The organism is Pseudomonas inefficax (assembly GCF_900277125.1).
Taxonomy (GTDB): domain Bacteria; phylum Pseudomonadota; class Gammaproteobacteria; order Pseudomonadales; family Pseudomonadaceae; genus Aquipseudomonas; species Aquipseudomonas inefficax.
On the sequence record NZ_OPYN01000200.1, the window covers coordinates 116,908 to 130,974 of the forward strand.

Annotated in this window: 14 protein-coding genes; 6 read left to right on the plus strand and 8 right to left on the minus strand. The window is 63.4% G+C overall.

Features of this window, described 5'->3' with window-relative positions:
• Nucleotides 1–42 precede the first annotated feature (42 nt).
• On the plus strand, nt 43–1,374 hold the full coding sequence (gene rimO / locus JV551A3_RS24565; protein WP_013973825.1) for a 30S ribosomal protein S12 methylthiotransferase RimO: 1,332 nt from the start codon (nt 43–45) through the stop codon (nt 1,372–1,374).
• An 88-nt stretch (nt 1,375–1,462) separates the two neighbouring features.
• Here the strand turns inward: rimO and JV551A3_RS24570 are convergent, their stop codons facing one another.
• From JV551A3_RS24570 to JV551A3_RS31145, 4 genes are all read right to left on the minus strand, one after another.
• The gene (locus tag JV551A3_RS24570; RefSeq protein ID WP_133974794.1) at nt 1,463–2,212 is read right to left on the minus strand and encodes a hypothetical protein; all 750 of its coding nucleotides are present in this window, start codon (nt 2,210–2,212) and stop codon (nt 1,463–1,465) included.
• Between the two features lie 55 nt (nt 2,213–2,267).
• Nucleotides 2,268–3,923, minus strand: a complete 1,656-nt coding sequence (locus JV551A3_RS24575; protein WP_133974796.1) for a DUF5666 domain-containing protein — start codon at nt 3,921–3,923, stop codon at nt 2,268–2,270.
• The gene (locus tag JV551A3_RS24580; RefSeq protein WP_133974798.1) at nt 3,920–4,765 is read right to left on the minus strand and encodes a DUF6502 family protein; all 846 of its coding nucleotides are present in this window, start codon (nt 4,763–4,765) and stop codon (nt 3,920–3,922) included. The genes JV551A3_RS24575 and JV551A3_RS24580 overlap by 4 nt, the downstream gene beginning before the upstream one ends.
• Before the next feature lie 198 nt (nt 4,766–4,963).
• Nucleotides 4,964–5,698: a hypothetical protein gene (locus JV551A3_RS31145; protein WP_235874639.1), complete on the minus strand. Its 735-nt coding sequence runs from the start codon at nt 5,696–5,698 to the stop codon at nt 4,964–4,966.
• 200 nt (nt 5,699–5,898) lie between these two features.
• Between JV551A3_RS31145 and JV551A3_RS24590 the strand changes: the two genes are divergently transcribed.
• The 4 genes from JV551A3_RS24590 (at nt 5,899) to tsaA (ending at nt 8,349) form a co-directional block, all read left to right on the plus strand.
• Nucleotides 5,899–6,351 carry a GNAT family N-acetyltransferase gene (locus JV551A3_RS24590; protein WP_133974802.1) on the plus strand — a complete coding sequence of 151 codons (453 nt, stop codon included), beginning with the start codon at nt 5,899–5,901 and terminating at the stop codon, nt 6,349–6,351.
• Between the two features lie 77 nt (nt 6,352–6,428).
• Nucleotides 6,429–7,139, plus strand: coding sequence for an rRNA pseudouridine synthase (locus JV551A3_RS24595; protein WP_133974804.1), 711 nt, complete (start codon nt 6,429–6,431; stop codon nt 7,137–7,139).
• Nucleotides 7,140–7,188: 49 nt separating this feature from the next.
• On the plus strand, nt 7,189–7,650 hold the full coding sequence (locus JV551A3_RS24600; protein ID WP_112253470.1) for a YehS family protein: 462 nt from the start codon (nt 7,189–7,191) through the stop codon (nt 7,648–7,650).
• 6 nt (nt 7,651–7,656) lie between these two features.
• Complete coding sequence (gene tsaA / locus JV551A3_RS24605; protein WP_133974806.1) at nt 7,657–8,349, plus strand: tRNA (N6-threonylcarbamoyladenosine(37)-N6)-methyltransferase TrmO; 693 nt, start codon at nt 7,657–7,659, stop codon at nt 8,347–8,349.
• A gap of 203 nt (nt 8,350–8,552) precedes the next feature.
• Here tsaA and JV551A3_RS24610 read toward each other — a convergent pair whose 3' ends face one another.
• The 4 genes from JV551A3_RS24610 to JV551A3_RS24635 form a co-directional block, all read right to left on the minus strand.
• Nucleotides 8,553–9,875 carry a dicarboxylate/amino acid:cation symporter gene (locus JV551A3_RS24610; RefSeq protein WP_133974808.1) on the minus strand — a complete coding sequence of 441 codons (1,323 nt, stop codon included), beginning with the start codon at nt 9,873–9,875 and terminating at the stop codon, nt 8,553–8,555.
• Nucleotides 9,876–10,286: 411 nt separating this feature from the next.
• On the minus strand, nt 10,287–11,633 hold the full coding sequence (locus JV551A3_RS24620) for an ATP-binding protein (protein ID WP_133974812.1): 1,347 nt from the start codon (nt 11,631–11,633) through the stop codon (nt 10,287–10,289).
• A complete protein-coding gene (locus JV551A3_RS24625) occupies nt 11,630–12,307 on the minus strand; it encodes a response regulator (protein WP_025340281.1) in 678 nt (225 codons plus the stop codon). The genes JV551A3_RS24620 and JV551A3_RS24625 overlap by 4 nt, the downstream gene beginning before the upstream one ends.
• Before the next feature lie 149 nt (nt 12,308–12,456).
• Nucleotides 12,457–13,062 (minus strand): outer membrane beta-barrel protein, encoded by a 606-nt coding sequence (locus tag JV551A3_RS24635; protein WP_013973837.1) that lies wholly within the window; start codon nt 13,060–13,062, stop codon nt 12,457–12,459.
• A 129-nt stretch (nt 13,063–13,191) separates the two neighbouring features.
• Here JV551A3_RS24635 and JV551A3_RS24640 point away from each other — a divergent pair, with 129 nt between their 5' ends.
• Entirely contained in the window at nt 13,192–13,983 is a 792-nt protein-coding gene (locus tag JV551A3_RS24640; protein ID WP_133974814.1) for a dienelactone hydrolase family protein, read from the plus strand.
• The last annotated feature ends 84 nt before the right edge of the window (nt 13,984–14,067 follow it).

Below are 14,067 nucleotides of genomic sequence, written 5' to 3' on the forward strand. Positions count from 1 at the left end.
CGATTCCGGTCGGGCGACCTGCATTCAATACCGAGGTTAGTCATGTCCACCACGCCCGCCACCCCCAAGGTAGGTTTCGTAAGCCTGGGTTGCCCAAAAGCCCTGGTCGATTCCGAGCGCATCCTGACCCAGCTGCGCATGGAAGGCTATGAAGTCGTGCCCACCTACGAGGACGCCGACGTTGTGGTGGTCAACACCTGCGGCTTTATCGACAGCGCCAAGGCCGAGTCGCTGGAAGTGATCGGCGAAGCGATCAAGGAAAACGGCAAGGTCATCGTTACCGGCTGCATGGGTGTCGAGGAAGGCAGCATCCGTGACGTGCACCCAAGCGTGCTGTCGGTCACCGGCCCGCAGCAGTACGAGCAGGTGGTCAACGCCGTGCATGAAGTAGTGCCGCCACGCCAGGACCACAACCCGCTGATCGACCTGGTGCCGCCGCAGGGTGTCAAGCTGACCCCGCGCCACTATGCGTACCTGAAGATTTCCGAAGGCTGCAACCACAGCTGCAGCTTCTGCATCATCCCGTCGATGCGCGGCAAGCTGGTCAGCCGCCCGGTCGGCGAAGTGCTGAGCGAGGCCGAGCGCCTGGTCAAGGCCGGGGTCAAGGAGATCCTGGTGATTTCCCAGGACACCAGCGCCTATGGCGTCGACGTCAAGTACAAGACCGACTTCTGGAACGGCCGCCCGGTCAAGACCCGCATGCTCGAACTGTGCGAAGCACTGAGCAGCCTGGGTGCCTGGGTACGCCTGCACTACGTTTACCCGTACCCGAACGTCGACGACGTGATCCCACTGATGGCCGCCGGTAAGATCCTGCCGTACCTGGACATCCCGTTCCAGCACGCCAGCCCGAAAGTGCTCAAGGCCATGAAGCGCCCGGCGTTCGAAGACCGCACCCTGGCACGTATCAAGAACTGGCGCGAGCAGTGCCCGGAGCTGGTGATTCGCTCCACCTTCATCGTCGGTTTCCCGGGCGAGACCGAAGAAGACTTCCAATACCTGCTGGACTGGCTGACCGAAGCCCAGCTGGACCGCGTAGGCTGCTTCCAGTACTCGCCGGTGGAAGGCGCCCCGGCCAACGACCTGGGCCTGGAAGAAGTGCCAGACGACGTCAAGCAGGACCGCTGGGACCGCTTCATGGCCCACCAGCAGGCCATCAGCGCCGCCCGCCTGCAACTGCGCATCGGCAAGGAAATCGACGTATTGATCGATGAAGTGGAAGAGCAAGGTTCGGTTGGCCGCAGCTTCTTTGATGCCCCGGAGATCGACGGCAGCGTGTTCATCGATGGCGACCACGGTTTCAAGCCGGGTGACAAAGTGCGTTGCCGCGTGGTGGATGCCGACGAATACGACATGTGGGCCGAACCCATCTAATCGCGCTGGAACAGTTATGTAATTTGGGGCCGCTACGCAGCCCCGTTAACGCTATCTGACAGGCATTACCGGGTCAGGGGCTTTTTCGTCAGAACGCATGAAAAAGCATCAGGCCGCCCTCTGCATCCGGGCTGGCATCCGAGAAGCCTTTGACCGCATAGAGTTGCACTTTCCACTGCTGGTTGAGCTTGTGGGTCAGGAACAGGGTAAGTTCCCTGATCTGCGCGCCCGTCGAGACGACCTTCTGCCGCCAGTCGTAGGAAGCGCCCGCCGAAGTGCCTGCAGCCACGGGCATGGCGAAGCCGAGGCTGGCAAATATCGGGTCGTCGAAATCGCTGTCGGGCGGGTCGCCGAACTTCTTCCAGCCCAGGGTCGCGAAGCCGGTCACCGGGCCAAAAGCCTTGGCGATGTCGACCTGGCCGGTGTAGTCGTATTCACCCGTGCCCAGGCACTGGTCTTCATCGGCAGTGGGGAATTTGACCTTGCCGATCAGGTCCAGCATCAGGCCGCCGCCGCTGCCATCGAGCAGGGCGTAACCGGCGCTGGCGACCGTGTCCCCCAGCCCGCTTTCCACGTCCCGGCAGCCACCGGGCAAGGGGTCACCGTTCGGGCCCACCTCTGGGTTGGTTATGCGCAGCCAGGGCACGGTGACCTTGTAGGTCATGGGGCCGGTTTCATACTTGCCGACCACCGGGACATACCAGATTTCCGAGGTTGTATCCGTGCCATAGTCGCCACTTGAATAGTCCATGCCTATGGCGGCGCTGAAGGTGTCGCCCAGGACCGACGCACTGGCGCATGACAACAAGCAGGCGAAAAGAGGGAAAGTGGGTCTCATCTGCACCTCGGTATCCCGAGCGGGAAGGGTGATGGCACTTACCCAGCCTAGTTGGCTAATGCCCGGATCGCTCTGGGTGCTCCACTTTTTCGACTTTCTCTATTGTTTCGGGCCTTTCGACCTTTTCAATCTTCTCGACTTTCTCGACCTTCTCAGGCTTTTCGATCTTCTCGACCTTTTCGGGCTTCTCGGTTTTCTCGATCTTCTCGACTTTTTCTACTTTCTCTACCTTTTCAACCTTCTCTGCTTTTTCAATCTTTTCCACCTTTTCCAGCTCGACCTTCTGTACCCGGTCAGAGCTTCCACTATTGCTGCTCTCGGGTTGCTCCACGGTCTCGACATGTTCCGACTTTCCGGACTTGTCCACGCTTTCAGTACTGTCCCGACCACTGGAATCGTCAACACCGTCGTGCCCGCTGTGGTCATCACTGACTTCAATGCGATCACTGGTCTCATCACGCCCGCCATGCCCGCTATTGCTGGAGCCTTCGGCGTCAATGGTCCCTTCAGCGTCACTGGCATCGTGCTCGCTGCCACGCCCCGAATGCCCTCTGTCCGGGTTGACGACGCGGTCATCATGGAACTCTACGCGAGTTGCCCGCAGCTCATGTTTGCCACTGAACACCCCGCTCACCCGCACACGTTGATCGAGCGCCAATGCCGCGGACTGTTTGCCGACGATCACGGTGCCCTGCCCCAGCGTCACCTTGATGCCTGCCACCACCAGTTGTTGAGCGTGGCTGCGCTGTACCAGCCCCTCGATCACCGCCGCCTGCACACGGCCAGCAAAAGGCAGGCTCGGGTCTGGACGGGTTTGCGCCACTTCCAGCTGGCGCCCGGTCCACTGCCCACGCACCAGCACTTCCCGCGCGGGTGCCATACGGGTTCCCAGCTTGAGCCCTTGAAGGCTGCCAGTACGATCAACCGCACCGATGGCACTGGCCTCCCTGAGCCCAGGCGCCCGTTCGATACGGCTGGCTACCACTTCGCCCTTGGCATCACGCAGGCCACTGACCCTGACCGGCTCGCCCGGGCGCAGCCCTTCAGCCACCCGCGCCCCTGCAGCAAGCCGCACAGGTTGGCCCATGACCCGCAGGGGGGCCGAAGCATTTGGCAGTGCCGTCAGCGGCCCCTCGTAAACGTTGATAATCGAGATGCGCCCTGCTTGCAGGCCGCGCTTGCCGGCAAATGCCTCCACCGCGACAACCTGGCCGATTGCCAGGTGAGCGCTACTGGCAGGCACACCGTTTTCACTCACCGGCACATCCTTGCCAAAGTGTACTTCCAGCCCATTGACGCAGATCGAGGCGAACCCGGTGATAGTGCCGACGATGCCCGTGCCCCCGGTACCGCCCGGGCGCAGGTTCGGTGCGCCGGTACCGCCTACCCCGCCATTATCGATGAAGGTGCCGTCCACACCGTCGGCCACCGCACCAGTCCCGCCCGTGCCGCCGGGACGCTGCGGCAGCGGCGCACCGGTGCCACCCACTCCGCCGTTTTCGCTGCGCACACCGGTACCGCCGACACCGCCCGTCCTGGCGCCGGTACCACCAATACCACCCGGAAACTGCAAGCCCGCCGCACCCGCCATACCCACTTCGTCACGGCTGACACATACCGGCGCTGCGACCACCTCGCCAGGCGCCATCAGGTTCAGCCCGAAACCCAGGATCAGCGTGACAACACTGAGGCAGCGCGCGAAGGAAGTCATGGGTCTGATGTCTTCGACAAATCGGGGTCGGTAGTCTCAGTGTAGAAATAAAGCCCGACAGTGATGCGCTGACGTTGCTCTGCGCTGGGTACATCGACCTCTTCCAGGCCCGATGCGAGCCGGCTGAAGGCAAGCAGCACCTGCATGCCATCCTTTTCCACTGCTGCACGCAAGTGGTCGACGCTGGCCGGGCTCAAGGCGTCGTAGTGCACACTGCGTTCAAAGAACGGCTGGCCGTCCCCACTCAGGTTGTGCACTGCTGCACAGGCATGGTCATGCAGGTTGTGGCCAAAGTACGCGGCCTTTTCGTCGAAGCCTTTCTGCGGCACGAATGCCTGGGCTTCCAGGTGCACACAGTCGTGCTCGTCGAGCCGGACGATACCCAGGCGCAACCACTCATCCAGCACCACCCGCCCGCGAATGTCGGTGCTGACTTTCGCCACCAGGGCATCGAACGAGAGATCGCCGCCGACACTCGCCAGGCGCGGCAACGGCAGCGCCTGGCCAGGCTCCGAGCAGAACGGCTTGCCAGTGGTCCACATATTGACCAACTGCGCACCTAACGTGATGTTTTCCGGCAACGCGGCGAGCGATTCGCCCTCCTCGCTGCGCAGACGCCGGACATCCTTGCGATGCACGCCCGTGAGCAGGCTGATGCGGCTGTCGGTCGGCACTGTACCGTCCAGGCGAAATTCACGATGAGCCACATCGACGAACACTTCCTTGAGCAGGTCGGCGAACATCGGGAAAGTGACCCCTTTGCGCAGCATCAGGCGCACCAGAGGACGCATGACACGCCGCAAAGCGCTTAACATCGAGGGGGGGATGGTAGGCGATTGCATTGAGCGCATTCCTTGACAGATGAACCCAGTATACGACGCGGGAAAAGATCCCACACCAACTGTGACCATATCCCTGACGAGATGAGGGATAGTCGTCGGCGCTCATTGCATTTCGCATAGAGTGGGGCTGCCGTGTATCCGAACCTGGCCTCATGCAGGCCCGCCCCGTAGGCGCTGCATGAGACCGTTCAGAGCCAGTCAGCTCCTGCTGTTGTCATCACCCGGTTCGCCTGCGGCATGCTCACCGCGGTCATCACCAGGTTCGCCACCCAGATGGTCGCCACGATCATCACCAGGCTCACCACCAACGTGATTGCCGTGGTCATCGCCAGGCTCACCGCCAACATGATTGCCATGATCGTCCCCGGGCTCACCGCCAACGTGATTGCCATGATCGTCACCGGGCTCGCCGCCAACGTGATTACCGTGATCGTCCCCAGGCTCACCGCCAACGTGATTGCCATGATCGTCACCTGCTTCAGCGTGGTTGCCGCTGCGCCCAGAGTTCGAGGAACCGTCATGGCCGCGCCCACTGTTGCCGGCATGGCCATCTCCATCCCCGCCAGCGCCGTGGCCGCCGCCTTCACCGCCATGGCCACCGCCACCACCGTGACCACCGTGACCACCGCCGCTACCGCCATGGCCACCACCGCCGCCACCGTGACCACCGCCGCCACCGCCATGGCCACCACCGCCGCCACCGTGACCGCCGCCTCCACCGCCGCCACCGTGACCGCCGCCGCCATGGCCACCGCCACCACCACCGTGACCACCGCCACCGCCTCCTCCGTGACCGCCGCCTCCACCGCCATCCTTGGCGTAGGCGCTGGAGCCACTGGAAATCGAGTCAGGGATCAGAACGATGGAAGTCGACAGCACGCCAGCAACGGCTACAGCCAATAGAGCCTTTTTGAACAGCACATGGATTTGCATATTTCGTCTCCAGGTTGTCGCCATGAGAAACGCCAGATCAAGCCGGGAATCCTGAGTTCGGTTGTTGCCTTTCGATGCGTGGGAATTTTTCCCACGGAAAAGTAATAGACCGGCAAACGCTGAGGTTCAAGCAGCGCACGGACAAGCCGACCAGTGGTTGGCCTGCTATGTTTGCCTTATCGTCATGGAGGAACACCGGCATGCATTCGGTACTGACGCTGCAAACCCCGCGCTTGGGTGACTACGGCGAACTGACACAGGTGTGGGAGGACTCGGTACGAGCCACCCACGACTTCCTGCCGGATTGCTACATCGTCCTGCTGCGCGACCAGGTACTGCGTCGCTACCTCGACGCAGTGATGCTGATCTGCTGCAAGGACCGCCAGCGCATCTGTGGTTTCGCCGGGGTCGCCAACGGGCGCGTGGACATGCTGTTCGTCGCACCGCACTACCGTGGCAAAGGGGTTGGCAAGCGTCTGCTGCGCTATGCAATAGACGAACTGAATGCCGAGCGGCTGGATGTCAATGAACAGAACCCGCAAGCCTTGGGCTTCTACCTGCATGAGGGCTTCGAGGTGATCGGTCGTTCGGAGACCGACGGCCTGGGGCAGCCCTACCCATTGCTGCACATGCGCCTGCGCAAAACGGCGTAAATGACACAGATTCCCAGCCCCTCGGCCGCGCGGGCAGGTACAATGCAGGTCTTTCCCTGCCTTTGCGAATTGCCGTCATGTCCGAACCCGTCCGCCTGTCCAAACGCCTTATCGAGCAGCTTGGCTGCTCCCGCCGCGAGGCCGAGCAGTATATTGAAGGCGGCTGGGTCACGGTCGATGGCGTGGTGGTCGAGCAACCGCAGTTCAAGGTCGAGCAGCAACGCGTCGAACTGCTGCCGGGTGCCCGTGCCGAAACGCTGGAACCGGTAACCCTGCTGCTGAACCAACCGGCCAGCGTGGACAGCGAAGCCGCCCGCGCCAGCATGAACATGAGCACCCTCAGCGAAGCCCACCGCGAAGGTGTGCGCGCCTTGCACGGGCATTTTGCCCGGCAGGCCTGCGTGGCGCCGCTGGAACGCGGTGCCAGCGGCCTGCAGGTATTCACCCAGGATTGGCGGGTAACCCGCAAGATCGACGCGGACCTGCGCCGCCTCGAACAGGAATTCATCGTAGAAGTGCGCGGCGAAACCACGCCCCAGGCGCTGGAACGCCTGGCGCGCGGTGCCACCCGCAATGACCGCGAGCTGCCTAGAGCCAAGGCCAGCTGGCAGAACGAGACCCACCTTCGCATGGCCCTGAAAAACCCGCAGCCAGGGCAGATTGCCGAGCTGTGCGCCTACCTGCGCCTGGAGCTGGTCGGCATGCGCCGTATCCGCCTGGGTGGCGTGTCGATGGGCAAGTTGCCCCTGGGCCAGTGGCGCTACCTGGCCACTACCGAACGTTTCTAAGCAATACGCCGCGCCCACAGGCGCGGCACCTGAACAGGATTCTGCAACAATGAACCACAACGACGTCCTGCGCAGCCTGCGCTACATGCTCAAGGTGAATGACGCCAAGATGGCCGAAATCATCGGGCTATCTGGCCTCGACGTGCATCCCCTGGTACTGGCCACCTACCTGAAAAAGGAAGACGAGGAAGGCTTCGTGCGCTGCCCGGAACGGGTCATCGCGCACTTTCTCGACGGCCTGGTGATCCACCGTCGCGGCAAGGATGACAGCCGCCCGCCGCAGCCGATCGAGCTGCCAGTGACCAACAACCTCATCCTCAAGAAGCTGCGGGTGGCTTTCGAGCTCAAGGAAGACGACCTGCATGCGATCCTCAAGTCGGTCAACTTCCCGGTCAGCAAGCCCGAGCTCAGCGCACTGTTCCGCAAGGCCGGCCATGACAATTACCGCCCCTGCGGCGACCAGTTGCTGCGCAATTTCCTCAAGGGCCTGACCCTGCGCGTGCGCGGCTGATTGGCGATGCAGCACACGGTTACCCCGGTCGGCATCATCCGCTCCTGTTTCAAGGAAAAGTTCGCCATCCCGCGCCAGCCGCAACTGGCGCCCGCCGCACGCGGAGTGCTCGAGCTGCTGCCGCCGTTCGACCAGGGCGATGCGGTCGAGGGGCTGGAACAGGTCAGCCATGTCTGGCTGCTGTTCCTGTTCCACCAGGCATTGGAAGACAAACCCCGCCTGAAGGTGCGGCCACCGCGGCTGGGCGGGAACAGGAGCATGGGTGTGTTCGCCACCCGCGCCACTCACCGGCCCAATGGCATCGGCCAGTCGGTGGTACGCCTGGAAGGCGTGGAACCCGGGCGGCTGCTGCTGTCTGGTATCGACCTGCTGGACGGCACGCCGGTGCTGGACATCAAGCCGTATGTGCCGTACGCCGATAGCATCGCTGGCGCCAGCAACCAGATGGCCAGCCAGGCGCCTGCCGCGATCGCCGTGCAGTGGTGCGACAATGCCCTGCTCCAGGCCCGCGAACATGCACTGCGCCTGGGTGAACCGTTGGTGGAGCTGATCGAGCAATGCCTGGCGCAGGACCCACGGCCGGCCTACCAGGTGCCGCCGGCGGAGCGGGTGTATGGGGTGAAGTTCTGGGATGTGCAGGTGCGTTGGCACTACCCGCAACCGGACGTGATCCGGGTGCTGGAGGTGGTGCTGGCCTGAAGGCTGTGCGCAAACCTTGTGGGAGCGGCCTTGTGTCGCGAAAGGGCTGCGCAGCAGCCCCGGCAATCTTGCAGGATGGCTGATACCCTGGGGCCGCTGCGCGCCCCTTTCGCGACACAAGGCCGCTCCCACAGGGAACCGTGCGCCGCACAGACATGAAAAAGGCGACCCTGAGGTCGCCTTTTCTTTTCACCATCCTGCGATCAGCGAGCCGGGCCTTCAGCCACGCCCAGGTCGTCGGTCGGACGGGTATCGACCAGCGGCGCACCACCGGAGGCCAGCTCCGATGCCAGCTTGTCGTTGTCCATTTCCTTCACCCACTTGGCCACGACCACGGTGGCAACGGCGTTGCCAACCAGGTTGGTCAGGGCGCGGGCTTCGGACATGAAGCGGTCGATGCCGAGGATCAGCGCCAGGCCGGCAACCGGCAGATGGCCAACAGCCGAGAGGGTGGCGGCCAGCACGATGAAGCCCGAGCCGGTAACGCCGGCAGCACCCTTGGACGCCACCAGCAGCACCAGCAGCAAGGTGATCTGGTGCGTGATGTCCATGGTGGTGTCGGTGGCCTGGGCGATGAATACCGCAGCCATGGTCAGGTAGATCGAGGTGCCGTCGAGGTTGAACGAGTAACCGGTCGGGATGACCAGGCCAACCACCGACTTCTTCGCACCCAGGCGCTCCATCTTCGCCAGCATGCGTGGCAAGGCCGATTCCGAGGAGGAAGTGCCAAGTACGATCAGCAGTTCTTCACGGATGTAGCGGATCAGCTTGAGGACACTGAAGCCGTGGGCGCGGCAGATACCACCCAGCACCACCAGCACGAACAGCAGGCAGGTGATGTAGAAGCAGGCCATCAGGTAGCCAAGCTGCACCAGCGAACCAACGCCGTACTGGCCGATAGTGAAGGCCATTGCACCAAAGGCACCGACCGGGGCCAGCTTCATGATCATGTTGATGATGTTGAACATGACATGGGCGAAGCGGTCGATCATGTCCAGCACCGGCTTGCCGTAGCTGCCCAGGCGGTGCAGGGCGAAGCCGAACAGCACGGAGAACATCAGCACTTGCAGGATGTCGCCGTTGGCGAAGGCACCGACCACGGTGTTGGGAATGACGTTGAGCAGGAAGCCGACAGTGGTCTGCTGCGCGCCGGCGGCGGCGTAGGCAGCCACGCTGCTGGCGTTCAGGGTGGTGACGTCGATGTGCATGCCAGCGCCCGGCTTGACCACGTTGACGACGACGAGGCCGATGATCAGGGCGATGGTGGAGACGATTTCAAAGTACAGCAGCGCGTAACCGCCGGTCTTGCCGACCGACTTCATGCTCTGCATGCCGGCGATGCCGCTGACCACGGTGCAGAAGATGATCGGGGCGATGACCATCTTGATCAGTTTGACGAAGCCGTCACCCAAGGGTTTGAGAGCGACGCCCGTCTCCGGGTAGTAGTGGCCGAGCAGGATGCCGATGGTGATGGCGACCAACACCTGGACATACAGGGATTTATACAGCGGCTGACGTGTCGTCATGGCTAATTTTCCTCGAGTGTGCCGGCTCACCCTTCCCAGGGCGATGGGGCACCTGAATCGCTAACCCTCCTGCACCCGGAGGGATTTGTCGTTGTGTTCGAGCTGCCTGGGCAGGCCTCTGCGAGGATCAATAGCAAGGGTGGTGCCAAAATGCCCACGAAGGGTGCAAGGGCCGTATTTGCAAGGGATAAACGCCCAACGACGGGGCGACTTGCCTGAGGTGGGCTGGCGGATTTCCGCCCGATGGCGGGATTTGTACAGAGGTATTGGCGGGAATCCGCCCATTGTGGGTTGCCTGTGCCGGCCCTTTCGCGGGCTTGCCCGCTCCCACAGGCACCGCACTGGCCTGAGGCCCTGTGCAGTACCTGTGGGAGCGGGCAAGCCCGCGAAAGGGCCGGCACAGGCTAAAAATCAATCCAGGTTGAATGTGATCCTGAACGCCGCGCCCCCCAGAGGAGAATCACCCAGGCTCAACTCGGCGTCATAGCTGTCGACGATGTCCTTGACCACCGCCAGCCCGATCCCCTGCCCGGGATGCTGGCTGTCCAGCCGCTCCCCACGCTCCAGAATCCGCTCACGCTGATCCACCGGCACCCCCGGCCCGTCGTCCTCGATGCACAAGGTCAACTGCCCAGGCGCCTGCTCCAGGCTCACGCGCACCTGGCCCAGGCTCAGTCGGTAGGCGTTCTCCAGCAGGTTGCCCAGCAGCTCCAGCAACGCGCCCTGCTCCATCGGCACCTGCGCCGCCTCTGGTAGTTGCAGGGTCACCTCCACCCGCTTGTCCCGGTACACCTTGGCCAAGGTGCTGCACAGGCTGTCCAGCAGCGGTCGCAGCAGCACGCTGTGGCGTACCAGGCCGCTCTTGCGCAGGCTGGCGCGTTGCAGCTGGTAGTCGATCTGCTGGCTCATGCGTTCGATCTGGCTCTGCAGCACGCGCGCCTGCTCGCGCTCGCCGCTACGCTGCTGCAGGCTTTCGCCCACCCCCTGCAACACCGCCAACGGCGTCTTCAGGCTGTGCGCCAGGTCATCGAGCGAATCACGGTAGCGCTGGCGCTGCTCGCGCTCGCTGCGCAACAGGCGGTTCAACGAGCCGGTCAGGCGCAGCAGCTCACGTGGGTGTTCGCCGCTCAGGCCATCGCGCACGCCCGACTCCACGTCGTCCAGCTCGCGACTGAGCCGGCGCAACGAACGCAGGCCCCAGGTCAAACCGGCCCATAGCAGCACCAGCAGCGCCAGCAAGGCCGCGCCAAAGCCCAGGTAGAGCTTTTCGCGCAGGCCATCGAGAGTGTGCTGGTATTCGCGCACAGGTTGCAGGGCAACGATGCTGTAGGCGGCGCTCTGGCCACCCAGCAGCTTTATCTCGACGTCATAGACGAAGAACTCTTCGCCATCGGCCTGGTGAATACGGGCAAATTCATTGCCACGGCCGTCGTAGCGCGGGCGGTAGTTGATGTTCTGCGCGGCGGTAGCCCGCGACTGCCAGACCAGCTTGCCGTCGCGGTCGAAGATATAGCCGAGCAGGCCGGTGTACGGCAGGTTGTAACGCTCGTCCGGCAGCAGCGTAGGCATCTGCAGTTGGCCATGTTCGATGCGCGCAGCCGAAATCAGCGTGGTCACATCCGAAGCCAGGCGTTGTTCGATCGACTCCTGCAGGGCCAGGCTGAAGGCTTTCTGCAAGGCCGGCAGCAGCGCCAGCATGAACAGCAGCGCCAGCACCGCGGCCGCCAGCATCAGGCGCACCCGCAGCGAACGGATCATCGGCAGCGCTCGGTGAACAGGTAGCCCAGGCCGCGCACGGTGTCGATCGGCTTGAAACCGTGCTCGCCCTCGAGCTTGCGCCGCAGGCGGCCGACCAGCACTTCGATGACATTGGGGTCGCGCTCCTCGTCACCCGGGTACAGCTGCTCCATCAGGCGGTCCTTGGCCACCACCTGCTGGTGATGGCGCATGAGGTATTCGAGGATGCGGTATTCGTAGGCCGTCAGGGCCAAGGGCTGCTCGTCCAGCGTCGCCTGCTTGCGGTTGAGGTCGAGCACCAGCGGGCCGGCGGCAATGGTCGATTGGGTGAAGCCGCTGGAGCGGCGCAGCAGGGCGTTCAGGCGCGCCTCGAGTTCTTCGAACTGGAACGGCTTGACCAGATAGTCGTCGGCACCGGCGGCCAGGCCTTCGACCTTGTCCTGCCAGTTGCCACGGGCGGTGAGGATGAGAATGGGGAAGGTCTTGTCCTGGCTGCGCAGGCGCGTGATCAGTTCCAGCCCGCTGATGCCGGGCAGGCCCAGGTCGATGATGGCCAGGTCGAAGTGGTACTGCCCGGCCTGGTACAGCGCCTCTTCGGCGTCGGCGACCGCCTCGACCACATGGCCGCTTTCGCCCAGGCGGGTGTAGAGGTGATGGCGAAGCAGGGCTTCGTCCTCGACCACCAGCAGTTTCATGTGCAGCTCCTTGTTTGTATTGCCTGTACCGGCCTCTTCGCGGGCACGCCCGCTCCCACAGGGATCGCACTGCCCCGGAGGCTTGTGCAGTACCTGTGGGAGCGGGCGTGCCCGCGAAAGGGCCGGTACAGGATAACCCGGCTCGCCCGTCAGAACTTGTAGCTTGCCGCCAGGTAGGTCTGCGCGCTGCTGGTCAGGCGCAGGGTGCCATCCTTCGGTCCGCCGTGCGCACCTACTTCGGTGGCGGCGTTGGTACGCAGGTAACGGTAGCCCAGCTCCACCGAAGCCTTGTCGGTGATGTCCTGAATCACGCCGGCCTGCAGGCCATACGCGTAACCGTAGTCGGTATCCCGGCTGGCGCCCGGCGAGTCTTGGGTCAGCTTGGTCACGCCCAGGCTGCCGCCGCCGAACAGCTTGGTGGTATCACCCACAGGCAGGAACAGGTCGTAGCTGCCCAGCAGGTTTTCCTGGCGCAGCTTAAGGCCGCTGTGGTCGCCCGAGACATTGTCGTAAGTCATGTAGTAGCGGCCCTGGTCATTGATCTTGCCCACTCGTACGCCCCAGGTGTCGTCCTTGCCGATGATGCCGTCGGCGTTGAGGTGGTCGGTGTTGCGCTGCAGCAGGCCGGACTTGCGAACCTTGTCGCTGGTCTGGCCGTAGGTCAGGCTGGCGAAGTTGTCGTCAGCGGCCTGGGCAGTGGTGATGCCAGCGGCGCAGACGGCCATGGCGGCAAGCAGGGTGTTGAAGGTTTTCATGGCTGGATACTCCAGTTGGGTGCGCTGTTTCGGTCTGGAAGCTAGAGTAAGCAGGGCACCCTGAACCGCGCCTGAACCCTGGCTGAACCCCGGCTGAACGAACCGTTTGCAGAACAAGGAGTAGTGACCATGCGTGCCCTGCTGGCCTTGACCCTGATGTGCAGCGCCGCCCTCGCCCAAGCGGCGGTACAAACCCGCGAGATCCCCTACCAGGACGCCGACGGCAATCGCCTGGTCGGCTACTACGCCTATGACGACGCTGTCGAAGGCAAGCGCCCCGGCATTGTCGTGGTGCATGAATGGTGGGGGCTGAACGACTACGCCAAGCGCCGCGCCCGCGACCTCGCGGCGCTGGGCTACAACGCGTTGGCCATCGACATGTATGGCGACGGCAAGCAAACCGAACACCCTGCCGATGCCCAGGCATTCATGGCAGAGGCGCTGAAGGACCCGAAAGCGGCTGCGCGGCGCTTCGATGCCGGCCTCGAACTGCTGAAACTGCAGCCGAACACCAACAAGCATCAACTGGGCGCTGTCGGCTACTGCTTCGGCGGCAAGGTGGTGCTGGATGCCGCACGGCGCGGCGAAAAACTCGACGGCGTGGTGAGCTTCCATGGCGCGCTGGCTACCCAGACCCCGGCCAGGCCTGGGGTGGTTCGCGCGGATATCCTGGTCGAGCATGGTGCGGCGGACAGCATGGTTACACCGCAACAGGTGGAGGCGTTCAAGGCCGAGATGGATGCGGCCAAGGTCAACTATCAGTTCGTCAGTATCGACGGGGCCAAGCACGGGTTTACCAACCCGGATGCAGACCGTTTGAGCCATGGCGAGCATGGCGGGCCGGATATCGGCTACAACAAGGCGGCGGACGAAAGCTCCTGGGCGGACATGCAGGCGTTCTTCAAGAAGGTGTTCAAGTAGGGATTGCCGGGGCCGATGTGGGAGCGGCCTTGCGTCGCGAAAGGGGCGCGCAGCGCCCCCGGCGATTTTGCAGAACGGCTAAGA